This is a genomic window from Streptomyces sp. NPDC007084, assembly GCF_040703595.1.
Classification (GTDB): Bacteria; Actinomycetota; Actinomycetes; order Streptomycetales; family Streptomycetaceae; genus Streptomyces.
Window position 1 is genome coordinate 1 of sequence record NZ_JBEYFY010000015.1, and the last position, 25,482, is coordinate 25,482.

The window sequence follows — 25,482 nt, forward strand, 5'->3', positions numbered from 1 at the left end:
TTCGGGCTGGCCGGGGCAGCGGACTCCGACTGGCTCTCCCCCATGCTGTACTCCGGTGCCGTGGCCTATCGCGGCGGACCGGCCCTGTGCGTCGTCGCCCCGGGCGCACCCGGTGCTCCCCGGCAGCAGCCCGGTCCCGGCGCTCCCGACAGCCCGGGCGCCACGCCCGCGGGTGACGGTGTGCACCACGCCGCGACGATGCTCGCCGGACCGTCCGTGGGCGGCCCCGGCGCTCCCCAGCCACCCGGCGCGCCCGGCGCCCCCGGGGCCCCTGTTGCTCCCGGCGCCCCTGGTGCGCCGCAGCCGCCCGGCGGCATGCCTCCGGGCGGGGCGCACCACGCGGCGACCGTGCTCGCGGGGCCTCCCGTCGGGGGTCCCGGCGCGCCGCTCCCGCCGCCGGGGGCGCCCGGACCGTTGCCGGGTCAGCAGCCCGGGCCCGGGCAGCCGTCGCCGGGTGGGCAGCCGCCCGCGTACGGCTATCCGCAGGCGGGCCTGCCGACCGTCGGGCCCGGTTACCAGGCCGTGTTGCGCTACCGCGCGCAGGACGGTTCGGAACAGCAGCTCATCCGCCGGTCCGCGCCGGGCACCCCGCACCCGGAGTGGCAGATCCTGCACGAGCTGCGGGCGATGAACGTGCCGCCGCAGCAGGTGCTGGAGCTGCACACGGAGCTGGAGTCCTGTGAACTGCCGGGCGCCTACTGCGCGCGGATGATCCGGGAGACCTGGCCGCAGGCGCGCATCACGAGCATCGCGCCGTACGGCACCGACCACGCGAGCCGGCAGCAGGGCATGCACCAACTGCTGGCGCACCAGGGCGAGTTGCACCAGGTCGCGGACGGGCCCGCGCGGCCCGCGCCGGTCCGGGCGCCGATCCCGCCGGTGCACCCCGCGCCGCCGGTTGTGCCGGAGGCGATCGGGCAGGAGCTGGCGGCGGCGTTCGGGCCCGGGGTGTTCCGGTTCGACCAGGGCGCCGTGTCGCGGCAGGGGGTGCCCGACATCGTGGCGCACACCCTGGTGGTGGCCGGACTGCCGCTGGACATGGGGCCGTTCTTCTGGGCGCAGGCCCAGCCGGGCCGGCCTGTGCCGACGCTCGCCGAGCTGGCGCAGGAGCGCGGGATCGCCTCCGGTCCGGACGCGGGCTCGTACCTCGTCATGGGCAGCGACTTCGGCAAGGCGATCTGTGTCCAGTACGGCACCGCGAACATCGTGGCCGTGCCGGTGGAGGCCGGTCCCGGCGGTGCTCCCGTGCCGCCGCAGTTCGTGAACACGGGCCTGCCGGAGTTCGCGCGCTGCCTGGCGCTGCTCGGCCGGATGTGGCGGCTGCGGTTCGGACTCAACCAGGAGCAGGCGGGCCGCTGGACCGTCGACTTCCAGGCCCAGCTCGCCGCGCTCGACCCGGCGGCGCTCGGTTCGCCGGAGAGCTGGTGGTCGGTCCTGCTGGAGCAGATGTGGGACGGCCTGCTGTAGCGGCGACCGCGAGCAGAGGTCCATGACGAGGCGCCCGCCCGGTGACGGGGCGGGCGCCTCGCCGCGTGTGGGGAAGCCCCGGAGCCGGCGGAACCGGCGGGAGCCCGCGACCGGCGGGCGCCGCCCAACCAGGGAGCCCCCGACCGGCGGGAGCCGCCCAACCAGGGGGCGCGCGGCCGGCGGGACGCGCCGGTGCGGGGGCCCGTACGAAGGGTCGGGTGCTACCTTTCCGCGCCCGGCGCGCCGCCCCGCCGCGCACTCCTGACCTCAAATGACGCGTGAATGACCCGTTCCCGGCAGAACCCGCGGGCGGAGTGTCGCGTTATGAACACTTCCGTGCGATCCATCAAGATGTGCGCCAAATCGTCATTTTGTGTGGGTCGGCGGAGAGGGGTCCAAGGATGAGCAGCACATCGGTGTCGCCGCACGGCTTCATGGCCGTACGGGGGCGGGGTTACCGTCCCGAACAGGTCGACGCGTACGCCGCGGCGCTCTCCCGGGACCGCGACGACGCCTGGGAGCGGGCCGCCCGTCTGACCGTGCTGGCCAGGGACATGGAGGCCGAGGCCGAACGGCTGCGGGAGACCGTGGCCGGACTCGTCCCGCAGACCTACGAGGACCTCGGCGAGCGGGCGCAGCGGATTCTGGGGCTCGGCGAGGAGGAGGCCGAGGCGGTGCGGGAGGCGGCACGGCAGGAGGCCCGGGCGGTGGCCGAGGAGGCCGAGGCGGCGGGCCGCGCGGTACGGGACGCGGCGCGCGCGTATGCCGACGAGGTGCGCGGCGCGGCCGAGGAGCACGCCCGGCAGCGGCTGCTCGCGGCCCGGGCCGAGGCCGACGACGTACGGATCTCGGCGCGGCGCGAGGTCAAGCGGGAGCGGGGTGAGGCGCTGGCCGCCCTGCGGGAGGTGCGGCAGCGGACCGAGGGGCTGCTCGTCGAGCAGGACAAGGAGCACGCGGAGCGCTGGGCGGAGGCCGAACGGGCCGCCGTGGAGCGGGAGGCCGCGTTCGAGGCGCACCACGAGGAGCGCGTGGCCCGCGCCGAGGCCTCGCTCGCGGAGGCCGCACGAGCCCTCGCCGAGGCGAAGGAGTCCGACCGGCGCCGGCAGGAGGAGGCGGCGGAGCGGGCGGCCGAAGTCCTCGCCCAGGCGCGGGTGCTGGAGGACCGGATCGCCCGGGAGACCGAGCGGGTGCTGCGCGAGCACGGGGAGCGCTGGGATGACGTACGGGCCCACATGGATCACGTACGCAGCAGCCTTACGTCCCTGACGGGGCGCGCCCCCGCCGAGTGATGCCGCTCCGCGGCGCTACTTGGCCACCCCGCGGCGTGACTCCCGCCCGGCCCGCCAGACGAGCCGGCGCACCCGGCTCGCCCGGCTCGCCCGGCTCGCCCGGCGCACCCGGCGCACCCGGCGCATCCGGCCCACCCGGCGCCCGCGGCGCCCCCGGTTCGCCCCGCCCGCCCGGCTCGGTGCGTGCGAAAGGGTGCCCCTGAAGAACCCTCACCTCCCCCTCCGTACCGCCCCCGCCAGAATCCAGCCCTCCACCGCCTCGTACTGGCGGCGCTGTTCCTCCGCCTTGCGGCGGCCCGAGGCGATGGTGCCGAGCCAGCCGTAGGCGAAGCCGAGTGGGATGGAGACGATGCCGGTGGTGGTGAACGGGAACCAGTTGAAGTCGGCGGCCGGGAAGGCGGCGGCGGGGGAGCCGGAGACCAGGTTGGTGCCCGGCATGAGGAGCAGGACCGTCAGCGTGCCGCCGATGAGGGTGGCGAGCAGGCCGGTGCGGGTGTAGCGGCGCCAGAAGAGGCTGTAGACCAGCGCGGGCGCGATGGCGGAGGCGCCGAGGCAGAACGACAGGGTGATCAGGGGCTGCAGGCTGCGGTGCTGGACGAGGGTGGCGAGCAGGATGGCCGGTCCGCCCACCGCCAGCGCGGCGAGGCGGGCGAGGAGCATCTCGCGGCGCGGGGAGAGTTCGTCGTCGCGGCGGCGGCCCCGGAAGCGGCGGCTGTGCGCGAACACGTCGTGGGCCAGGGAGTTGGCGCAGGCGAGGATCATCCCGGCGACGGAGGCGAGCAGGGTCAGGAAGATCGCCGTCGTGACGGTGGTGAACAGCAGGGTCTCGGCGGTGGAGGCGGACGCGCCGAAGACGGCCCGGGAGCCCAGCAGATAGGCGGTGCTGCCCTGCGGGTCGCCCGCGACGAGCGCGTCCCGGCCGACCAGGGCGGTGGCCCCGAACCCGATCACGCTGATGACCAGTACGAACAGGGCCACGCACGGCACCGCCCAGGACAGTGAGCGGCGCACCTGACGGGCGCTGCCCGCCGTGTACATGCGCATGGTGATGTGCGGGAGGCAGGCGCCGCCGAGGACGACGGTCAGCTCGGAGGTGATCATGTCGAGGCGGGGGTTGGCGCCGCCCGCGAACTGGAGTCCGGAGTGCAGATAGGCGGCGCCGGCACCGCTGTTGCCGGCGGCGCTGGTCAGCAGGGCGCCGAGGTCCCAGTCGAAGCGGTTCAGGACGAGGGCGGCGACCACGGTGCCCGAGCCGAGCAGCATCACGATCTTCAGGATCTGGATGAGGGCGGTGCCCTTCATCCCGCCGATCGCCGCGTAGCTGATCATCAGCGCGCCGACGCCGATGACGCAGCCGGTCTTCAGTGAGTCGGCGGAGAAGCCGAGGATGAAGGCCAGCAGGTCGCCCGCGCCCGCGAGCTGGACCAGCATCAGCGGCAGCAGCGCCACGATGGTCACCGCGCAGGCCGTGTTGCGCACGGCGCGGCCGGGGGTGCGGCGGGCGAGCGCGTCGCCCATGGTGAACCGGCCCGCGTTGCGCAGTGGTTCGGCCAGCAGGAACATCAGCAGCATCAGGGACAGCGCGGTGCTCAGGGCGAGGACGACACCGTCGTAGCCGGTCAGGGCGATGACCCCGCCGGTGCCGAGGACGGTCGCCGCGGAGATGTAGTCCCCGGCGATGGCGAGGCCGTTGCGCATCGGGGAGAGCGAACCGTAGCCGGTGTAGAACTCGTCGAGGTCGTCGCGGTCCGGGCCGGTCATCACGCACAGCAGCAGCGTGATCGTGGCCACCGCGGTGAAGGCGACCAGTGACATCGTCTCCGCGGAACCGCCGGTCCCGGTCATCGTGCCGCCTCCCGTCGGGCGTCCAGTTCGGCCTGTTTGCGGAGCCGGTCGGCGATCGGGTCGACGCCGCGGCGCGCGGTGTGCTCGTACAGCCCGATCGCCAGGCAGGTCACGGGGACCTGGAGGAGGCCGAGGAGGAGCCCGGTCGACAGTCCGCCGGACACCGTGCTCGTCATCAGCGAGGGGGCGAACGCCGACAGGACGAGGAAGAGGGTGAAGTAGCCGAGCGCGGTGAGGGTCGCGACGCGCCGCTGCCTGCGGTAGGCGCCGCGCAGGACCCGGATGTCGCTGTGCTGCCCGAGCGCGCGATGGCGCGGCCTGCGCGGCCGGACCGGTTCGGGCGGCTGCGCCCGGGGCCGCCAGGGATAGGTGAGATGCGGCTCGTACAGATGGTGGGGCTCGTACAGATGGTGTGGCTCGGGCGGGTGGTGTGGCTCGGGCGGGTGGTGTGGCTCGTGCAAGTGATGTGGCTCGTGCAGGTGGTGCGGCTCTTGTGGCCGGCGGGGTTCGTGCGGCCGGTACGGCTCGTGGGGCTCGTACGGCTGATGTGGGAGCTGCTGATGGGGCCTTGGGTACTCGGGGGACGAGAACGCGTCGGGCATCCCGGTTCTCCTTGCGCGGCTCGGGTCCGGTGCGGACCGCAGGGAGCTGGGGGCGGTGAGCAGCGCACGCTACTCGCAAGTAGCCCGCCTGCGAAGCCGTTTCGCCGAACTGGCCGGTCGGTACGCTCCTGCTCCGGTGACCTGGGATGTCAGGCGGGTTTTCCAACTCGCCCGGGGCGGGCCCCTGTTCGGTGCGGCCCGGGTCCCGTTCAGTCCGTCGCGTCCTGGAGGACGGGGAAGCGGCGCGGGGCGACGAGCAGCAGGACCAGGAAGGCGAGGGCGGCCGCGCCTGCGGCGCCGAGGTAGACGGCGTGGACGGCGTCGGCGACCGCGTGCCGCAGATGTCCGGCCGGGGCGCCCGCGTCGAGGGCCCGGGCCACCGCGTCGAGGTCGCCGGCCCCGCCGAGCCGCGCGGCCAGTACGCCGTTGGCGATGGCGCCGAACAGGGCGGCGCCCAGGGTCTGGCCGGTCTGGCGGCAGAACAGGACGGAGGCGGTGGTCGTGCCGCGTTCGGCCCAGCCGACGGTGGACTGGACGCCGATGAGCAGCGGGAGCTGGAAGAGCCCGAGGGCGCCGCCGAGCAGCAGCATGAGCAGGGCGGGCTGCCAGGGTTCGCCGGGATACGGCAGGAAGGGGAAGGCGAGCAGCAGGAAGGTGGCGGTGCCGATGCCGAGCATCGCGGTGTTGCGGAAGCCGATCCGCCGGTAGACGTGCTGGCTGAGGGCGGCGGACACCGGCCAGCTCAGCGTCCAGACGGAGAGCACGAATCCGGCGGCCACCGGGGCGAGTCCGAGGACGGCCTGCGCGTAGGTGGGCAGAAAGACGGTCGGCGCGACCATGAGCAGGCCGAGCGCGCCGAGGGCCAGGTTGACCGCGGCGATCGTCCGGCGGCGCCACACCCAGCCGGGGATGATCGGTTCGGCGGCCCGCCGTTCGACGGCCACCACGACACCGGCCAGGGCGAGTCCGGTGCCGAACAGGGCGAGCGAGGGCGCCGAGAGCCAGGGCCAGGCGACCCCGCCCTGCACCAGCGCGGTCAGCAGCACCCCGCCGCACGCGAACACGGCGAGCGCGCCCGCCCAGTCGACGCGGGGCCTGCGGGCCAGCGGGGCGCGCCGCGGCTCGTGCAGGTGACGGACGATCAGCCACAGGGCGAGGGCGCCGATCGGCAGGTTGACGAGGAAGATCCACCGCCAGTCGGCGTACGCGGCGAGGACACCGCCGAGCGCGGGTCCGGCGATCGCGGAGGTCGCCCACACCGTGGACAACTTGGCCTGGATCCTGGGGCGTTCCTTGAGCGGGTACAGGTCGGCGGCGAGGGTCTGCACGGTGCCCTGGAGGGCGCCGCCGCCCAGGCCCTGCACGACGCGGAAGGCGATGAGCGCGGCCATGTTCCAGGCGGCGGCGCACAGCAGCGAGCCCAGGAGGAAGAGGGCGGCGCCCGCGACGAGGACCGGTTTGCGGCCGAAGGTGTCGGACAGCTTGCCGTAGACGGGCAGGGTGACGGTGACGGCGAGCAGGTAGCCGGAGAACAGCCAGGAGAAGACGGAGAATCCGCCGAGGTCGCCAACGATCTGCGGGACGGCCGTGGACACGATGGTGGAGTCGAGGGCCGCGAGCCCCATCGCCAGCATGAGCGCGGCGACGACGGCCCGCCGGCGCCGGTCCTGCGCGCGGTCCCGGACGGCCGGCTGCTCCCGTACCACCGGTGTCCCGGTGTCCCCCTCGCCCACGGGCTTCCTTTCCCCCTTCACGTGTCTGCTCACGTGTCTGCCGTGACCAGCTTGCCACCGCGGTCCCGGGGTGCGGGAGGGCGGGCGCCGGTGGACCCGGGGGTGGAGGCGACCCCGAGACGTACTCCACCGGAGGGTGGACGACCCCTAGGGGGACCTCCTTACTGCGGGCCGGGTCGGGTTCGTCCCGGCGGAGGACGAGCCGGGGCGGGGTGCTTCCTTAGCCTGGCTTTACGTCGTCGGGGGCGGTCCGGCTCGTACGGACCACCCCGTGGGGCTCGTACGGACCACCCCGTGGGGGGTGGGGTTTTCCCCAGCACAAGACGGGGCCGGGCACCAGCGCGGCAGGCCCGCCGCCGGCACCAGACTTACGGACGTATCCCAGCGAGCACCGCAGCAGCCCGGCAGCGCACCCTGTCGGCAGACATAGGAGACATACCGTGACATCGGCTGTAACCATTCCCAGGCACGGGGGCACTGGAGGGCGTACGGCCGTCGCCGCGCGGGCGCGGCAGGTCGTCAAGGCGTACGGGGCGGGGGAGACCCGGGTCGTCGCCCTGGACCACGTCGACGTGGACATCGAGCGGGGCCGCTTCACCGCGATCATGGGTCCCTCGGGGTCCGGCAAGTCGACGCTCATGCACTGCCTCGCCGGGCTCGACACCGTCACCTCCGGGCAGATCTTCCTGGACGAGACCGAGATCACCGGCCTCAAGGACAAGAAGCTGACGCAGCTCCGCCGGGACCGGATCGGGTTCATCTTCCAGGCGTTCAACCTGCTGCCGACGCTCAACGCCCTGGAGAACATCACGCTCCCGATGGACATCGCGGGCCGCAGGCCCGACAAGGCATGGCTCGCCCAGGTCGTGGAGACCGTCGGGCTCGCGGGCCGGCTCAAGCACCGCCCGAACCAGCTCTCCGGCGGCCAGCAGCAGCGCGTCGCGGTGGCCCGGGCGCTGGCCGCCCGCCCCGAGATCATCTTCGGTGACGAGCCGACCGGAAACCTCGACTCCCGGGCCGGCTCCGAGGTGCTGGGCTTCCTGCGCCGCTCGGTGGACGACCTCGGCCAGACCATCGTGATGGTCACGCACGATCCGGTGGCCGCCTCGTACGCGGACCGGGTGCTCTACCTCGCGGACGGCCGGATCGTGGACGAGATGCACCAGCCGACGGCCGACCAGGTCCTCGACCGCATGAAGGACTTCGACTCCCGCGGGCGGACCTCATGACCGTCCTGAAGACCTCGATGCGCAACTTCTTCGCGCACAAGGGACGCATGGCGCTGTCCGCCGTGGCCGTCCTGCTCTCCGTCGCCTTCGTCTGCGGCACGCTGGTGTTCACCGACACCATGAACACGACGTTCGACAAGCTCTTCGCGGTCACCGCCTCCGACGTGACCGTGCTGCCGAAGGCGGCCAAGAGCGACGACACCCCGCAGAACGGCAAGCCCGAGTCGGTGTCCGAGTCCGTCCTCGCGTGGACGAAGCGGGCGGACGGCGTCAAGTCCGCCGAGGGCGCGGTCAGTTCGATGAACGTGACCGTCGTCAACAGCGACAACGAGAACATGGGCTCCAGCACCGGCGCCCCCACCTTCGCGGGCAACTGGACCGACAACGACCTGCGTTCCATGGAGATCACCACCGGGCACGCCCCGCGCGGCCCGGCCGAGGTGATGGTCGACGCCGACACCGCCGACAAGCACCACCTGAAGCTGGGCGACGAACTGCGCACCATCGCCGTCACCGGCGACTTCAAGGCCCGCGTCGTCGGCATCGCCACCTTCAAGGTCACCAACCCCGGTGCCGCCGTCGTCTACTTCGACACCGCCACCGCCCAGCGCCAACTCCTCGGCACCACCGGCCGGTTCACCCAGATCAACGTCACCGCCGAGCCCGGCGTCTCCGACGCGCGCCTCAAGCGGAACGTCTCCGGCGCCCTCGACGGGTCCTACAAGATCCAGACGCAGAAGGAGAACGCCGACGAGAACCGCGAGAGCGTCGGCGCGTTCATGAACGTCATCAAGTACGCCATGCTCGGCTTCGCCGGGATCGCGTTCCTGGTCGGCATCTTCCTGATCATCAACACCTTCTCGATGCTGGTCGCCCAGCGCACCCGCGAGATCGGCCTGATGCGCGCCATCGGCTCCTCCCGCAAACAGGTCAACCGCTCGGTGCTCGTCGAGGCGCTGCTGCTCGGCGTCATCGGCTCGGTCCTCGGCGTCGCCGCGGGCGTCGGCCTCGCGGTCGGCCTGATGAAGCTCATGTCCTCGATGGGCATGGACCTGTCCACCCGTGACCTGACCGTCAAGACGGCCACCCCGGTCATCGGCCTGATCCTCGGCGTCGTCGTCACCGTCCTCGCCGCCTATCTGCCGGCCCGGCGCGCCGGGAAGATCTCCCCGATGGCCGCGCTGCGCGACGCCGGCACCCCGGCCGACGGCAGGGCCGGGCTCGTCCGCGGGCTGACCGGGCTGGTGCTCACCGGCGCCGGCGCGTTCGCCCTGTACACGGCGGCCACCGCCGACAAGGCGAGCGACGGTTCACTGGTCCTCGGCGCGGGCGTCGTCCTCACCCTGATCGGCTTCGTGATCGTCGGCCCGCTGCTGGCCGGCGGCGTGGTCCGGGTGATCAGCGCGGTCCTGCTGCGGATGTTCGGCCCCGTCGGCCGGCTCGCCGAACGCAACGCGCTGCGCAACCCGCGCCGCACCGGCGCCACCGGCGCGGCCCTGATGATCGGCCTCGCCCTGGTCGCCTGCCTGTCGGTCGTCGGCTCCTCCATGGTGGCCTCCGCCACCGACGAGCTGGACAAGTCGGTCGGCGCGGACTTCATCCTCCAGGGCCAGCAGCGGATCGTGCCGCAGGCGGAGCAGGCCATGCGCGACACCCCGGGCCTCGACCACGTCACCCGCTACAAGGACGTGAACGCCAAGCTGACCTCGCCCGACGGGAAGGTCGACGACTCCGGCATCACCGCCGCCGACCCCTCCTACGCCCAGGACCTGCGGCGCAAGACCACCGCCGGCGAACTGTCCGCGGCCTACCGCACGGACGCCATGTCGGTCGGCTCCGACTACGCCGACAAGCACCACGTCAAGGTCGGCGACACCCTGAGCGTCGCCTTCGAGGGCGGACGGACGGCCAGGCTCAAGGTCGCCGCCATCACCGACGACGACGTCGCCATCGACCAGGGCGCCCGGTACACCAGCATCGCGACGATGAAGAAGTACGTGCCCGCCGGCAAGATCCCGCCGAACATGATCATGTTCGCCAAGGCCAGGGACGGCCAGGAGAAGCAGGCGTACGCCGCCCTGAAGAAGGCCATGAAGCCGTACCCGCAGTACCAGGTGCGCGACCAGACCGACTACAAGCAGGAGCTGAAGGACCAGGTCGGCCAGCTCCTCAACATGGTCTACGGCCTGCTGGGCCTCGCGATCGTGGTGGCGGTCCTGGGCGTGGTCAACACCCTGGCGCTGTCGGTGGTGGAGCGGACCCGCGAGATCGGCCTGATGCGCGCCATCGGCCTCTCCCGCCGCCAGCTCCGCCGCATGATCCGCCTGGAGTCGGTCGTCATCGCCCTCTTCGGCGCCCTCCTCGGCCTCGGCCTCGGCATGAGCTGGGGCGCCACCGCCCAGAAACTCCTCGCCCTGGAGGGCCTGAAGGTCCTGGACATCCCGTGGCCGACGATCATCGGGGTCTTCATCGGCTCGGCCTTCGTGGGCCTGTTCGCCGCACTGATCCCGGCGTTCCGGGCGGGGCGGATGAACGTGCTGAACGCCATCGCGACGGACTGACCGGCCGGACCCGGCCGACGTCCTCCCGACGCCGGCCGGGACGGCCGCACCGGGCCGCCGCGCACGGGGGTCGCGACGGCGGGGCCCGGCCCGGGGAGAACCTTTCTCCCCGGGCCGGGCCCGCGTGCGTTGCGGGGCGGGGGCCCGCTTTCGGGGTGGGGTCCGCTTCGCGGGGTCGTTTGAGGTGGGGTCCGCTTCGCGGGTGCGGGTGCGGGTGCGGGTGCCGGGAGGGGGCACGGTGCGGGGTGCAAGGGGCACGGTGCGGGGTGCGGGGGCGCCGGGGGACCGGGCCGGGGGAGTTCCGGGGGCCGGCGCTTTGATCGGCGTGCGTCGGCGCGCGGGCCCTTCTCGGACGCGTGGAGACGCCCCGCCGCTCCACATGGCCGGTCTGCTCCCCGTACGGGCCCCCGGGCAGAAGGTGTCGAGGCCCTGGGCTCCGCCCGGGGTCCAGGCGGGGCGTGCGGAGGCCCCACCCGGGGCCCCGGCCCCCGGGGCCCCGGGGGCCGGGGCCCGGACCCGGAGGGCCACCCTCCCGCCAGAGGGGCACCCCGCCCTCGTACAGGCGCCCTGCGCCCCCGCCACCCCGCCGCCGTACCGGCCCCCTGCCCCGCCCTGGAGGGGCCCGGGAAATGCCGCGCCTCCAGCGGGCGTCACGCTCGGTGACCGGGGCGGCCGGGGAACGGTGGGGCGGGAGGCGGTGGGGAGTCGTACGCTGGAGAGCCCCCGGCCCGTGCCACGTGTCGGGCCTCTCGCGTTGCCCACTCCCCGGGATGGAAGCCCTTCATGAGCCTGCACGGTCTGCTCGACGCCGTCGTCAAGGACGCCGCCCTCACGGAAGCGGTGAAGGCCGCCGGCGACGGCAACCGGATGCACGTCGACCTGGTCGGCCCGCCCGCCGCGCGCCCCTTCGCGATCGCCGCGCTGGCCCGGGAGGCCCGCCGCACCGTCCTCGCCGTGACCGCGACCGGCCGCGAGGCCGAGGACCTGGCCGCCGCCCTGCGCTCGCTCCTCCCCCCGGAGGGCGTCGTCGACTACCCCTCGTGGGAGACGCTGCCGCACGAACGGCTCTCCCCCCGCTCGGACACCGTCGGCCGGCGCCTCGCCGTACTGCGCCGGCTCGCCCACCCCCGCCCCGACGACCCGGAGACCGGCCCGGTGTCCGTCGTCGTCGCCCCCGTCCGCTCCGTGCTCCAGCCGCAGGTGCGCGGCCTCGGCGACCTGGAGCCCGTCATCCTGCGCACCGGCCACAGCGCCGACCTCGGCGAGATCGTCGAAGCGCTCGCGGCAGCCGCGTACTCCCGGGTCGAACTCGTGGAGAAGCGCGGCGAGTTCGCCGTCCGCGGCGGCATCCTGGACGTCTTCCCGCCCACCGAGGAACACCCCCTGCGGGTGGAGTTCTGGGGCGACGACATCGAGGAGATCCGCTACTTCAAGGTCGCCGACCAGCGGTCCCTGGAGGTCGCCGAACACGGCCTGTGGGCCCCGCCCTGCCGCGAACTGCTCCTCACCGACGACGTACGGCGCCGCGCCGCGGAACTCGCCGAGGCCCACCCCGAACTGGGCGAACTCCTCGGCAAGATCGCCGAGGGCATCGCCGTCGAGGGCATGGAATCCCTCGCCCCCGTCCTCGTGGACGACATGGAACTGCTGCTCGACGTCCTGCCCGAGGGCTCGATGACCGTCGTCTGCGACCCCGAGCGGGTCCGGACCCGCGCCGCGGACCTCGTCGCCACCTCCCAGGAGTTCCTCCAGGCGTCCTGGGCGGCGACCGCCGGCGGCGGCGAGGCCCCCATCGACGTCGGCGCCGCCTCCCTGTGGTCCATCGCGGACGTCCGGGACCGGGCCCGCGAACTGGACATGATGTGGTGGTCGGTGTCCCCGTTCGCCGCCGACGAGGAACTCGCCGACTTCGCCCCCGGCGCCGGCGGAGACACCCTCAAGCTCGGCATGCACGCCCCCGAGACCTACCGCGGCGACACCGCCCGCGCCCTCGCCGACACCAAGGGCTGGCTGGCCGAGGGCTGGCGCACCGTCTACGTCACCGAGGCACAGGGCCCGGCCGCCCGCACCGCCGAGGTCCTCGGCGGCGAGGGCATCGCCGCCCGCCTGGACACCGACCTCACCGACATCGGCCCCTCCGTCGTCCACGTGGCGTGCGGCTCCATCGACTACGGCTTCGTCGACCCGGCGCTGCGCCTGGCCGTCCTCACCGAGACCGACCTGTCCGGCCAGAAGGCGGCCGGCAAGGACGGCGCCCGGATGCCGGCCCGCCGCCGCAAGACGATCGACCCGCTGACCCTGGAAGCCGGCGACTACATCGTGCACGAACAGCACGGCGTCGGCCGCTACATCGAGATGGTGCAGCGCACCGTCCAGGGCGCCACCCGCGAGTATCTGGTCGTGGAGTACGCGCCCGCCAAGCGCGGCCAGCCCGGCGACCGCCTCTACATCCCCACCGACCAGCTGGAGCAGATCACCAAGTACGTCGGCGGCGAGGCCCCCACCCTGCACCGGCTCGGCGGCGCCGACTGGACCAAGACCAAGGCGCGCGCCAAGAAGGCCGTCAAGGAGATCGCCGCCGACCTGATCAAGCTGTACTCGGCGCGGATGGCCGCCCCCGGGCACGCGTTCGGCGCCGACACGCCCTGGCAGCGCGAGCTGGAGGACGCCTTCCCGTACGCGGAGACGCCCGACCAGCTCACCACGATCGCCGAGGTCAAGGACGACATGGAGAAGACGGTCCCGATGGACCGCCTGATCTGCGGCGACGTCGGCTACGGCAAGACGGAGATCGCGGTGCGCGCCGCGTTCAAGGCCGTCCAGGACGGCAAGCAGGTGGCGGTCCTGGTGCCCACCACCCTGCTGGTGCAGCAGCACTTCGGCACGTTCTCCGAGCGCTACTCGCAGTTCCCCGTCAACGTCCGCGCCCTGTCCCGCTTCCAGACCGACACCGAGGCCAAGGCCGTCCTGGAGGGACTGCGCGACGGCTCCGTGGACGTCGTCATCGGCACCCACCGGCTGTTCTCCTCGGAGACCAAGTTCAAGGACCTCGGCCTGGTCATCGTGGACGAGGAGCAGCGCTTCGGCGTCGAGCACAAGGAGCAGCTCAAGAAGCTCCGCGCGAACGTCGACGTCCTGACGATGTCCGCCACCCCGATCCCGCGCACCCTGGAGATGGCGGTCACCGGCATCCGCGAGATGTCGACCATCACCACCCCGCCGGAGGAACGGCACCCGGTGCTGACCTTCGTCGGCCCGTACGAGGAGAAGCAGATCGGCGCGGCCATCCGCCGCGAACTGCTGCGCGAGGGCCAGGTCTTCTACATCCACAACCGGGTCGAGTCCATCGACCGCGCGGCGGCCCGGCTGCGCGAGATCGTGCCCGAGGCGCGGATCGCGACGGCCCACGGCCAGATGTCGGAACAGGCCCTGGAACAGGTCGTGGTCGACTTCTGGGAGAAGAAGTTCGACGTGCTGGTCTCCACGACGATCGTCGAGTCCGGCATCGACATCTCCAACGCCAACACGCTGATCGTGGAGCGCGGCGACAACTTCGGCCTCTCCCAGCTCCACCAGTTGCGCGGCCGGGTCGGCCGGGGCCGCGAGCGCGGCTACGCCTACTTCCTGTACCCGCCGGAGAAGCCGCTGACGGAGACGGCGCACGAGCGGCTCGCGACGATCGCCCAGCACACCGAGATGGGCGCGGGCATGTACGTGGCGATGAAGGACCTGGAGATCCGCGGCGCGGGCAACCTGCTCGGCGGCGAGCAGTCCGGCCACATCGCGGGCGTCGGCTTCGACCTGTACGTGCGCATGGTCGGCGAGGCCGTCGCGGACTACCGCGCCGCGCTGGACGGCGGAGTCGAGGAGGAGCCGCCGCTGGAGGTCAAGATCGAGCTGCCGGTCGACGCGCACGTCCCGCACGACTACGCGCCCGGCGAGCGGCTGCGCCTCCAGGCGTACCGCTCCATCGCCTCCGCGAACACCGAGGAGGACGTCAAGGCGGTACGGGAGGAACTCGTCGACCGCTACGGCAAGTTGCCCGAGCCGGTGGAGAACCTGCTCCTGGTGGCGGGCCTGCGGATGCTGGCGCGGAGCTGCGAGGTCGGCGAGATCGTCCTCCAGGGCAACAACATCCGTTTCGCCCCGGTGGAGTTGCGGGAGTCCCAGGAACTCCGCCTCAAGCGCCTCTACCCCGGCACGGTCATCAAGCCCTCCGCCCACCAGCTCCTGGTCCCCCGCCCCAAGACCGCCAAGGTAGGCGGCAAGCCGCTGGTCGGACGCGAACTCCTGGGCTGGACGGGGGAGTTCCTGGCCACGGTTCTGGGGTCGTAGGTTTTCTGGGGTCGTAGGTCCTGGGGTCGTAGGTCCTGGGTCGTAGGGGGGCGCACGTCACGGCGCGGCTCGCGGACGACACCCACCAGGGTCCGCGAGCCGTCCGCCGAACGCGTCGCGTCGGGCCGCTCCGTCGAACGCTTCGCGTCGGGCCGGTCCGTCGAACGTGTCGCGTCGGGCCGGTCCGCCGAACGCGCCTGCCGGATTTCTCTCCCAGCCGGGGGGAGTGAAGCCTTGGCGTGGGCCGATCTTGGCTGATATACGCTGCGGCTGACTTGATCGAACACACCGGCGAATCCGTGTCACCGGATACGTCCTGCCCGGGGGGGCCTTCCCATGACTTCGCAGTTCCGCGCGGTGCTCGGCACCGCGCTCACTCCCGTCCTCGCCCTGACGGCCGCGGCCCCGGCCGCCGCCCACACCACCCCCACGGCCGCGGTCGCGGCCACCGGCGCCAGCGCCACCGCCACGGGAACCGGCACGGCCACCGGCGCTGCCCCGGCCGCCGTCGAGACGCGTGCGCCGGGCCCGTGGGGCGCCCGCGCCCTGCACGCCCCGAACCCCGCCCCCGCCTCCGCCTCGGGCGGGTTGAACGCCTTGGAGTCGGCCGGGAACGGCGCCCTCGTCTCCCTCACCGGCGACGGGCTCTCCCGTTCCACCCGGATCCGGCCCGCCGGCAGCACCCGCTGGCTCGCCCCGCAGACCTGGCCGGACGCCGGCGGGAGCAACACCGAACTCGTCTCGCTCGGCGACGGCTCGGTGCGCCTGGTCTGGCGGGGACCGCGGGCCGACGACCACGACGACTACTGGCTGAAGGTGGCCACCCTCGCGCCCGGCGCGACCGCCTTCTCCGAGCCCGAGTACGTCGCCGCGGTCCCCCAGAAGGGCTACCACCACCTGGCGGCGGCCCCCGACGGCCGGCTGGTCGCCGTGTGGTCGGTCTCCGGTGTCGTGAAGGCCGCCGAGAAGGCCGGCCCGCGGGCCGCGTGGACCGCTCCGGCCGACCTCAACGAGCAGCCGCCGTCCGGCAGCCGGGACATCTCCAGCATGGACCTGGCGGTCGCCAAGGACGGTACCGCCCTGCTGGTGTGGCAGTGGCGGGCGAGCAAGGCCGTCGTCGCCCTGGAGAAAGCCCCCGGCGCGTCCGCCTGGAGCGCGGTCCGGGACTTCCCGGTCCCGGCCGTGGACCTGGCGCGCCCGAAGGTGTTCGCCGAGCCGCAGGGCGGCTTCGACGTGTTCTACGACGACATCGCGCACCTCATGCACACGCGCCGGTCCGTCGGCGCCACGCGGTGGAGCACCCCGCGCTCCGCCGCCGACCGTGGCAGCACGTACGGGATGACGCCGCCCCTCTACCTGCCGGGCGGCGACCTCTTCGTCGCCGGCGGGCCCGGCTACTCGCCCGGCCCCTGGTACGCGGTGCGCTCGGCGGCCACCGGCGTCTGGCAGCCGTACGCGCAGCCCTTCTCCACGCACAAGAAGGTGCGCGCGGTCGACGCGGCCGCCACCTCGGGCGGCACGGTCACCATGACGTGGCGGGAGGGCTACTCGGCCGAGGAGTACACGATGGCCGCCGTGTTCAAGGGCGGCACCTGGTCCGCCCCGCGGCGGCTGAGCGCGACGAGTGCCCAGTCCGCCGGGGCGCCCCAGGTGGCCGCCGACGCGCTCGGCAGGCCGGTCGTGCTGTGGGACGAGTACAAGCGGACCGAGACGAACTCGTTCGTCCTGGACGGCGTGTACCAGGCGACCACCACCGGCCGCGCGTTGCCCACGTGGCGTGACTTCACGGACGACGGCAAGGGCGACCTGTTCGGCCGCGTCGGCACCGAGCGGAGGGTGTACGCGGGCAACGCGACGAAGCTGTCCGCGGGGCAGCGCGCGAGCTCCTGGCCGACGGGCACGCTCGTCCTGCCGTACGGCGACCTCGACGGCGACCGCTGCAACGACGTGTTCGTCCGCTACCCGAAGGGCGAGGCCCGCGTCTACCCGACGATCTGCGGCGGGCTGCCCGACCAGATGTCGTTCCACGTCAAGGTCTCCTCGGACTGGAGCGCGTACGACGCGGTCGTCCCGTCCGGCGACGTGACGGGCGACGGGCGGGCCGACCTGCTGACCCGATCCGCCTCGACCGGGAAGCTGTACGTGTACGCGAACAACGGCGCGGGCGGCTTCAAGGCACGCTCGCTCGTCGGGTCCGGCTTCGGCCGCTACAAGAGGCTGATCGCCGCCGGGGACCTCGACGGCGACGGCAAGAACGACCTGCTGGCCCTCGACGCGTCGAACGAGCTGTGGCGGTTCAGGGGGACCGGCGCCGGCACGTTCGCGCCCCGGTCGCTGGTCTTCAAGGACTGGGGCACCTCCTACAAGGACGTGGTCGGCGGCCTCGATCTGTCCGGGGACGGCCGGGCCGACCTGATCTCGCTGGACAAGAACGGCCGGGCCTGGCTGAACCGGGGCAACGGCCACGGCGGCTTCGGCAACAGGTCGCGGGCCGCCAAGGCCACGAACTGGTCGGACATCCGCATCTCCTGACGGGGCGTATCCGGGGCCGCTCGGGATCACGGGGCCACGGGGGGGGCCGGGGGTGCCATGGGGGTGACTCGGGGGCGCCGGGGTCCGGGGGTCCGGGGGGTCCGGGGGGTCCGGGGGCGCCATGGGGGCACCGGGGGTTCCTCGGGGGGTCCGAGGGCCCGCGGGTGCCGCGGGGGATCCGGGGGCGCCGCGAGGATTCCGAGGGGTGCCGCGGGGGGTCCGAGGGGCGGCTTCGCGTCTGGATTCGGGTCCGGCCGATTGGCCGGCCTTCCGGACCACCTCGGCCCGGGAGTCCGGCGGACCGCCTCGGCTCGGGAGTCCGGCGGACCGCCTCGGCTCGGGAGTCCGGCGGACCGCCTCGGCCCGGAAGGTCGGCGGACCACCTCGGCCCGGAAGTCCGGCGGACCACCTCGGCCCGGGAGGCCGGCGGACCGGCCGGGTCAGGCATCCGTAGTCGCGCCGTGCCGCCCGGCCGGGCAGGGGCGGACCCGGGTCGTCGGACCGTACTTCCCGGCGCGTACCCCGCCCGCCTCCGTCCGCCTGCCAGCCTCTGTCTGCCTGCCAGCTTCCGTCTGTCTGTCTGCCTGCCTGCCCGCCTCCGCCCGCCGGGCTCGGAGTCAGGGCTGTTGAGGCCGGAACAGCATGCCCGTCAGGGCGCGGAACACCTCGTCGGGGTCCTGGTCGCCGACCGGGCCGTCCAGGTTGTGGCTGAGCAGGAGCGTCGCGAAGCCGTGGGCGAGGGACCACGCGGCGACTCCGGCGAGCCGGGCGTCGGCCCCGCGCCCCTCGGCGGGCAGCGCGGCGACGGCGGCGCGCAGCCGCTCGCCGGCGAGTGTCCGGGCCGTCGTCAGCTCCAGGTCGTCCCCCCGGAGCAGCTCCGGGGAGAACATGACCTGGAAGTGGGCCGGGTGTTCCCGTGCGAAACGGACGTAGCGCACGCCCGCGTCCCGCAGACCGTCGGCCGCCGCGAGCGCCTCCGCCAGCAGCGCGTAACCCTCCGCGGCGATCGCCGTGAGCAGTCCGGTGCGGTCCTTGAAGTGGTGCGCGGGGGCGGCGTGCGAGACACCCGCGCGGCGGGCGAGGTCGCGCAGGCTCAGCGCGGCGGGCCCGTCGGCGGCGATGACGTCGAGCGCGGCGCCGAGGATGGCGCGCCGCAGGTCCCCGTGGTGGTAGGGGCGCGCGGACTCGCTGGGCGGTTCCGGGGAGACGGGCGGGACGGGGCTCATGGGCAGCAGCGTACGCGGAATCTAGGCATTGACAAGTTGCGGGATGGCCGGGCAATCTTGGCAGTGTCAAGTTGTGGCGGTGTCGACACGGGACGAGGGGTGCGGTCATGTCGGGGAGCGTCAGCGGGGCCGGCGGGACGGACCGGTTCGAGGGGGACGGCGAGAGCGGCGGGGCGGTCGCCCCGGCGGAGCGGAGCGGCGGGGCGGACGGGGATGCGGGCGGCGGTGTCGCCGGGGTTGTCGAGTTGGGCCGGGTGCGCCGGCTCTGGCATTTGCTGGAGCCCCTGCACGCCGTGCTGTACTACGCGCCGGAAAGCTTCGAGGAGGCGGCGTCCCTCGGCTACGGCACCGAGGACCGCTGGCCCAGCTACTTCCCTTACCGGGCGGCCCCGTTGGGCCCCGTGGGGCCGGAGCGCGTGACCTCGGCCTTCTACAGCTTCAGCCCCCGCATGGTCGCGGAACACATCAACCCGGCCTGGCGGAAGGCGAGTCCGCGGCAGGTGCTCGCGGCGCGCGAGCGATCCGTCGACCGGGCCTACCGCACACTGTTCGGCGAGCGGGTGGCCAGCCCCGAGATAGCGGAGGCGGCCACGCTCGCCCGACGCGCGGCGGAGGCGGCGAACACGGCGGGACGCCCACTCGCGGCGGCCAACGCGGAGTTGGAGTGGCCGCGGGCCCCGCACCTCCAGCTCTGGCACGCGGCGACCATCCTGCGCGAGCACCGGGGTGACGGCCACCTCGCCGCCCTGCTCGTCGCCGGCCTCGACCCCGTCGAGTCACTCGTCTCGTTCGCCGCGATAGGCGCGGCCCCGGTGGAGCGCTTCGAGAGCCGTGGCTGGAGCCCGGGTGAATGGGCCGCCGGCCGGGACCGGTTGCTGGCCCGGGGGCTGGTGGACGAGAAGGGCGTCGCGACGGACGCGGGACGCGCGCTGCGCCACCAGGTCGAGCGCCACACGGACCAACTGGCCGCCGGCCCCTGGCAGTTGCTCGGCACGGACACCATCGACCGACTCGCCGACCTGCTGGGCGAGTTCTGGGTGGCGGTCATCGGCTCGGGACTGCTGCCGTCGGAGACGACACTCGGGATCGGGAAGGTCTGAGGCGCGGAATCGGGGAGATCTGGGAGGGGAGCCGCTTCGCGGGGAAGCCGGTCCGGGCGTCCTCGCGGGAAGCTGGTTCGGACGTCCTCGCGGGAAGCCGGCCCGGGGCGTGCTCGCGAAGCCGGTTCGGGCGTGCTGGGGGGGGGAGCCCGTTCGGACCGGACGTGAACGAGGCCCGCCCCACCCGGCCTATAGGCCTGGTGGGGCGGGACGCACTGGGCGCGCGAGAAGGACGCGGCGCGGCGCGCAGGAGACGGGTGGTGCCGGTCAGGACCGGTCAGGGCCGGTCGCGGTCACGGTCCATACCCATCGCGCCCTCGGCCTTGCCCTGCGCGTCGTCGACCTTGTCCGTGTACTTGTCGCCGGTCTTCTTGTTGACCTGCTTCTCCGCGGCATCGGACATGCCCTTGGCCTTGTCCTGCACCGCGCGGTTGCTCTTGAACCTGTCGAAGATGCCCATCCAGAGCTCCTTCCCGGGTGACTCACCACCGACGATACGCCGGGCGTGCGCCAATTGCCCGTTGGGTCCGAGATGAGCGGGGAGTACGGCCGGATACGTTGGGCAGAGGGGAATCACGCCCGGCCAGGGCGGACCCGGGGAGGCGAAGGGGAGGACGCTGTCGTGCGTATGAGGGGTGGGGCGGCTGCCGCCGCCGCGGTGCTGATCGTGCTCGGTGCCGGAGTCAGCGGCTGCAAGAAGGACGCCATAGGTTCCGCGGGGCCGGAGGAGACAGCGCGCGGTGGTGCCGGCGGCGGAGCCGCGCTCTCCGCGGTGGACTCGCTGACCGTCAAGGGACGTGCCCCCAAGACCGGGTACAGCAGGGAGCGGTTCGGTACGGCCTGGGCCGACACCGACTCGAACCGGTGCGACACCCGCGACGACATCCTCAAGCGTGACCTGAAGGACGTGAAGTTCAGCGACGGCAAGTGCAGGGTCTCCCACGGCGTGCTCAGGCCGGACCCCTACGGCGGCAAGGACGTCACCTTCACCCGCGGGCGCAGCCTGGTCGACATCGACCACCTCGTCGCCCTGTCCGACGCCTGGCAGAAGGGCGCCAAGTACTGGGAGCCGAGCAAGCGAATAGCCCTGGCCAACGACCCGCTCAACCTCTCGGCGGTCGGCGCGAGCGCCAACCGCAGCAAGGGTGACGGCGACGCGGCGACCTGGCTCCCGCCGAACAAGAGCTACCGCTGTACCTATGTCGCGGCGCAGGTGGCCGTGAAGAAGAAGTACGGGCTGTGGGTGACCGGTGCCGAGAAGGCCGCGATGAAGAAGGTCCTGTCCGGCTGCCCCGGCCAGAAACTCCCCTCGGGCGGCAACCCGACCGCCGCCCCGAAGCGCTTCACCGCGAACTGAACCACCGCCAGCCGCCCGCCGACGCCGGATCGGCTCAGGGCGACCTGAGCCGACGCCCCCGCCGCCGGATCGGCTCTCTTCGCCGAGGACGAGCACGGACAAGTCGTCGCACACGCCTACAGCGTGCCGTTGGCCCTCGCCGGCGGCGGACAGGCCGGCCCGGACGGGAAGCGGGGTGAACTGCCCGCGCGGGGCTGGGACGAGGTGCTCGCCCGGGCGTTCGCCGACCGTCGCCACGGGACCCCGCCCGACACGGTGAGTGCCATCTCGATCGTCGTCGCCCCGCACGTCCAGGGCCGGGGGCTGTCGGCGCTGATGCTCTCGGCGATGCGGGACGCGGCCCGCGCGCTGGGCTTCGGCCAGGTGATCGCTCCCGTCCGCCCCAGCGCCAAACACCTCGAACCGGCCACGCCCATGGGGGAGTACGCGTTCCGGGAACGCCCGGACGGGCTGCCGTACGACCCGTGGCTGCGCGTCCACGTGCGGGCGGGCGGCCGGATCGAGAGTGTGGCGCCGGCTTCCATGACCGTGTCGGGCTCGCTGGAGGAGTGGCGGGGCTGGACGGGCCTGCCCTTCGACACCGAGGGCCAGGTCGAGGTGCCCGGCGCCCTGGTGCCGGTGCACTGCGAACCGGGGCGAGGCTACGCGGTGTACGTGGAGCCCAACGTGTGGGTACGGCACGCCCGTTGAGCCGGACGCCCGCCCTGGAAACCCCCGCCGGAGGCCGTCAGCTTCCCAGCTTGTCCAGGTCCAGGATGGTGCCCTTGGGCTTGGTGGCGGGGACCGGCTTGTCGTAGTCGCCGAAGGTGAGGGTGCCCGGGTCCTTGGGCGAGGAGCTGTCGACCCGCAGCAGGTAGGGCTTGCCCTGGGTGGCGACGTAGAGGGTGTAGCGGTCCTTGCCGTCCTTCTCGTGCAGGATGATCGCCTCGGTCCCGTCGACGGTGGTGGTCTTGCCGCGCGTGGCGTCGGAGTTGACGTCCGCCGCGCCGGCGAGCACCGAGTCGAGGTCGCAGAAGCCCGCGATGTCCTTGGCGTCGGAGCCGGTCGCGGCCATCTTGGTCCACTTGCCGGCCAGCATCTCCACGACGCCGTCCGTGTCGGCCTTGGACTCGCCCTTGCTCTGGGCGCGCAGGAACGCCTCGTCGTACTTCATGTAGATGGTGTCGCCGGTCTTGACGAGGTCGGCCTTGCCCTGGCCGCCCATGCCCAGCGTCCCGGCGCACTCGCCCTTCTTGTCGAGGGCCATGTCGATCCGGATGTTGCCGCCGTCCTCGTCGTCGGGCACGTCGCCCTTCATGCGCAGCGAGGTGGCGCCGGTGGTGGCCTTCACGGCCCGGTCGGCGATCTCGCCTCCAGACAGACCGGCGAACGGACCCTTCGGCTTGCTGTCCGCCTTGGTGCCGTCCGGCTGGCAGCCGGTGAGACCGGCGGTGGCCGCGGCGGCGAGGCAGAGAGCGGCAAGTGCGGTGCGTCGCATGAGAGTTCCTTGGCGTGGTGTGGGTGAGGTGTCGGCGTTGTCGGCGTTGCCGACGTGGACGGTGGCGGCCGGTTCGCTTCGGCGGGCTGCCCGTTCGGTGGGTCAATAACAGCAGAGCTTGTGAACCGAGTCAACACGGTTCACGAGTAGCGATGTGTACACGGCTGTGAAGGGATAGATCTTGCGTCCGCCGGTATGCTCGGCGTCACACCTGCGGGACCCGGGCCGGCGAAACAGCCGGAAGCGGCGCGAAACGGCGGGAAACGGCGGGGTGCGAGAACCCCCGGAGCGTCGGGGCAGCGGCGCGGCGGGGCGGCGGTACGGGAAACGACGGGCCGCCGGTGTTCACAGGGGGTCGCCGACCAGAACGAGGGGAGCCGGGCGGGTGCAGCACAACGCGACAGAGGTGACCGCCGCCGGAATCGCACGGCTCGCCGGCGTCGGCCGCGCGGCCGTCAGCAACTGGCGCCGCCGCCACCCCGACTTCCCCAAACCGGTCGGCGGCACCGAGACCAGCCCCTCCTTCGCCCTCGCCGAGGTCGAGACCTGGCTGCGCGAGCAGGGCAAACTCGCCGAGGTCCCGCTCCGCGAACGCGTCTGGCAGCAGCTCGCCGGACACCCCGAAGGCCCCGTCACCGCCCTCGTCCACGCCGGCTGCGCGCTACTGCTCATCAACGACCGCCCCACCGACTGGCTCGAACTGAGCGCCGGTTCCGACGAACGGCTCGCCGCACTGCTGCCCGCCGCCCTCGACCAGGTGATCACCCCGAGGTTCGGCCCCCCGCGCGACCGCGCCGTGACCACCCCCGCCGGCCCCGAACTGCTCACCTCCGCCCCCCTGTTGCGCGGCGCCGCCGAACTCGCCGCCGAACTCGGCGCCCGGCAGACCTACGAGTTCCTGCTCGGCCGCCACCTCGACGCCAACCCCCGGCAGTACACGCTCACCCCCGCCGGACTCGCCGCGCTGATGGCGGAACTCGCGGGACCGGCGCGCACGGCGCTCGACCCCGCGTGCGGCACCGGCGCCCTGCTGCGCGCCGTGACCGCACGCCCCGGACAGGAACTGTTCGGGCAGGACAGCGCGCCCGAACTCGCCGCGCTCTCCGCGCTGCGCCTCGCGCTCCAGGGCAAGGCCGCCGTCCGCACCGCCGCCGGGGACAGCCTCCGCGCGGACGCCCATCCCGCGCTCCGCGCCGACGTCGTGCTGTGCCATCCGCCGTTCAACGAACGCAACTGGGGACACGACGAACTCGCCTACGACGCCCGCTGGGAGTACGGCTTCCCGGCCCGCACCGAATCCGAACTGGCCTGGGTGCAGCACGCGCTGGCCCGTCTCAACGACGGCGGCAGCGCCGTCCTCCTGATGCCGCCCGCCGCCGCCTCCCGCCGCTCCGGGCGCCGTATCCGCGCCGACCTGCTGCGCCGGGGCGCGCTGCGGGCCGTGATCGCGCTGCCGGTGGGCGCGGCACCCCCGTACAACATCCCGCTGCACGTGTGGGTGCTGCGGCGGCCGGAGAAGGCGCCCGCGCAGCCGGAGTTGCTGCTCGTGGACACCGGCGCGGCGGCCGGGGAGAACCGAGCCGTCGACTGGACGGGCGTACGCGATGCGGTGCTCGACGTGTGGCGGGCCTTCGAACGGGCGGGCAGCGCGCGGGAGGAACCGGGGTTCAGCCGTTCCGTGCCGGTCATCGAACTCCTCGACGACGACGTGGACCTGGCGCCCGCCCGACACCTGCCGCCCGCCGCCGCGGGCGGCGGCGCCGAGCGGCTCGCGAGCGTGCGCGAGGACCTCGGGGAGACCCTGCGGCTCGCCGCCGGCCTCACGCCCCCCGAGGCCCGCCACACGCCCCCCGCCCGCTGGCCGCTGATCACCGTCGGCGAACTCGCCCGCGGCGGAGCCCTCCTGCTGCGCACGGGCGGGAACAGCGCGCCCGCGCGCGCGGCCGTCCTCACCGACCACGACGTGCTCGCCGGAACCGCGCCCTCCGGCAGCCTCCCCGAGGGCGACGAGGAAGCGGTGCTGGTCGAGGCGGGCGACGTCGTGGTCCCCGTCCTGGGCGGCGGCTCCGTCGCGCGCGTGGTCGACGCGGACACGGCCGGCGCCGTCCTCGGCCGCAACCTCACCCTGCTGCGCCCCGACCGGGAGGCGCTCGACCCCTGGTTCCTGGCCGGCTTCCTGCGCGGCACCGCCAACAACCGGCAGGCCAGCAGTTACGCCTCCACCGCCACCCGGCTCGACGTACGGCGGCTGCAACTGCCGCGGCTGCCCCTGGAGGACCAGCGCCGCTACGGCGAACGTTTCCGCGCGCTGGCCGAGTTCGAGGAGGCGCTGCGGCGCGCGGGCCGCCTCGGGGAACAGCTCGTACGCGGCATGTACGACGGCCTGACGGACGGCACGGTCACCCCCGACTGACCTCCCGGCCGACGGCACGGTCAGCGCCGAACGGCCCTCCGGGCAGAGGCACGCCCACCCGCGACCGCCCCTCGGGGGGATGCCCGCGATCGCCCCCCGGGATGCCCGCGACCGCCCCCGGACGCCCGCGACCGGCCTCCAGGACGGTGGCCCCGGCGCCCCGGGCGGGCGGAACGGCCGCTTCCCGCGCGGGCTCCCGGAGCGCGCCGGGGCACGTGACGTGATCAGCGTGACAACGGTTCGGTACAACCCGGGACCGGTTGTCCTCGTCGGCCTATACGCTCGGACTTCCAACTCGTACGTCCGTCCCCATCAG

The 25,482-nt window shown here is 73.5% G+C and carries 15 protein-coding genes and 1 pseudogene; 10 read left to right on the forward strand and 6 right to left on the reverse strand.

The window, feature by feature from the left end; translation table 11 throughout:
• The coding region (locus AB0912_RS15130) for an SUKH-4 family immunity protein (protein WP_366699589.1) at nt 1-1,467 on the forward strand (1,467 nt) is incomplete at its 5' end.
• A 401-nt stretch (nt 1,468-1,868) separates the two neighbouring features.
• Nucleotides 1,869-2,756 (forward strand): cellulose-binding protein, encoded by an 888-nt coding sequence (locus tag AB0912_RS15135; RefSeq protein WP_366699590.1) that lies wholly within the window; start codon nt 1,869-1,871, stop codon nt 2,754-2,756.
• Nucleotides 2,757-2,966: 210 nt separating this feature from the next.
• On the opposite strand, the gene AB0912_RS15140 is transcribed toward AB0912_RS15135, so the two are convergent.
• The 3 genes from AB0912_RS15140 to AB0912_RS15150 form a co-directional block, all read right to left on the reverse strand.
• Nucleotides 2,967-4,601 (reverse strand): cation acetate symporter, encoded by a 1,635-nt coding sequence (locus AB0912_RS15140; RefSeq protein WP_366699592.1) that lies wholly within the window; start codon nt 4,599-4,601, stop codon nt 2,967-2,969.
• A complete protein-coding gene (locus AB0912_RS15145; RefSeq protein WP_366699887.1) occupies nt 4,598-5,008 on the reverse strand; it encodes a DUF485 domain-containing protein in 411 nt (136 codons plus the stop codon). Before AB0912_RS15145 ends, AB0912_RS15140 begins: the two co-directional genes overlap by 4 nt.
• Before the next feature lie 404 nt (nt 5,009-5,412).
• A complete protein-coding gene (locus AB0912_RS15150) occupies nt 5,413-6,909 on the reverse strand; it encodes an MFS transporter (protein ID WP_366699889.1) in 1,497 nt (498 codons plus the stop codon).
• A gap of 467 nt (nt 6,910-7,376) precedes the next feature.
• Here AB0912_RS15150 and AB0912_RS15155 point away from each other — a divergent pair, with 467 nt between their 5' ends.
• The 4 genes from AB0912_RS15155 to AB0912_RS15170 all read left to right on the forward strand — a co-directional run bounded on the left by AB0912_RS15155 (nt 7,377) and on the right by AB0912_RS15170 (nt 17,593).
• The gene (locus tag AB0912_RS15155; RefSeq protein ID WP_366699594.1) at nt 7,377-8,165 is read left to right on the forward strand and encodes an ABC transporter ATP-binding protein; all 789 of its coding nucleotides are present in this window, start codon (nt 7,377-7,379) and stop codon (nt 8,163-8,165) included.
• Nucleotides 8,162-10,726 carry an FtsX-like permease family protein gene (locus AB0912_RS15160; protein ID WP_366699596.1) on the forward strand — a complete coding sequence of 855 codons (2,565 nt, stop codon included), beginning with the start codon at nt 8,162-8,164 and terminating at the stop codon, nt 10,724-10,726. Before AB0912_RS15155 ends, AB0912_RS15160 begins: the two co-directional genes overlap by 4 nt.
• Nucleotides 10,727-11,509: 783 nt before the next feature.
• A complete protein-coding gene (gene mfd, locus AB0912_RS15165; RefSeq protein WP_366699598.1) occupies nt 11,510-15,061 on the forward strand; it encodes a transcription-repair coupling factor in 3,552 nt (1,183 codons plus the stop codon).
• A 336-nt stretch (nt 15,062-15,397) separates the two neighbouring features.
• Nucleotides 15,398-17,593 (forward strand): VCBS repeat-containing protein, encoded by a 2,196-nt coding sequence (locus AB0912_RS15170; protein ID WP_366699600.1) that lies wholly within the window; start codon nt 15,398-15,400, stop codon nt 17,591-17,593.
• A 617-nt stretch (nt 17,594-18,210) separates the two neighbouring features.
• On the opposite strand, the gene AB0912_RS15175 is transcribed toward AB0912_RS15170, so the two are convergent.
• Nucleotides 18,211-18,819, reverse strand: a complete 609-nt coding sequence (locus AB0912_RS15175; RefSeq protein ID WP_366699602.1) for a TetR/AcrR family transcriptional regulator — start codon at nt 18,817-18,819, stop codon at nt 18,211-18,213.
• 107 nt (nt 18,820-18,926) lie between these two features.
• On the opposite strand from AB0912_RS15175, the gene AB0912_RS15180 reads away from it, so the two are divergent.
• Complete coding sequence (locus AB0912_RS15180) at nt 18,927-19,919, forward strand: hypothetical protein (protein WP_366699604.1); 993 nt, start codon at nt 18,927-18,929, stop codon at nt 19,917-19,919.
• A 277-nt stretch (nt 19,920-20,196) separates the two neighbouring features.
• Here AB0912_RS15180 and AB0912_RS15185 read toward each other — a convergent pair whose 3' ends face one another.
• Nucleotides 20,197-20,379: an Rv0909 family putative TA system antitoxin gene (locus tag AB0912_RS15185; protein ID WP_366699606.1), complete on the reverse strand. Its 183-nt coding sequence runs from the start codon at nt 20,377-20,379 to the stop codon at nt 20,197-20,199.
• A gap of 168 nt (nt 20,380-20,547) precedes the next feature.
• Here AB0912_RS15185 and AB0912_RS15190 point away from each other — a divergent pair, with 168 nt between their 5' ends.
• Nucleotides 20,548-21,276, forward strand: a complete 729-nt coding sequence (locus AB0912_RS15190; RefSeq protein ID WP_366699891.1) for an HNH endonuclease family protein — start codon at nt 20,548-20,550, stop codon at nt 21,274-21,276.
• A 75-nt stretch (nt 21,277-21,351) separates the two neighbouring features.
• A pseudogene (locus tag AB0912_RS15195) lies at nt 21,352-21,966 on the forward strand (N-acetyltransferase); the annotation flags it as partial.
• 37 nt (nt 21,967-22,003) lie between these two features.
• Here AB0912_RS15195 and AB0912_RS15200 read toward each other — a convergent pair.
• Entirely contained in the window at nt 22,004-22,753 is a 750-nt protein-coding gene (locus AB0912_RS15200) for a hypothetical protein (protein ID WP_366699608.1), read from the reverse strand.
• Between the two features lie 385 nt (nt 22,754-23,138).
• Here AB0912_RS15200 and AB0912_RS15205 point away from each other — a divergent pair, with 385 nt between their 5' ends.
• Nucleotides 23,139-25,166 carry an N-6 DNA methylase gene (locus AB0912_RS15205; protein ID WP_366699610.1) on the forward strand — a complete coding sequence of 676 codons (2,028 nt, stop codon included), beginning with the start codon at nt 23,139-23,141 and terminating at the stop codon, nt 25,164-25,166.
• The last annotated feature ends 316 nt before the right edge of the window (nt 25,167-25,482 follow it).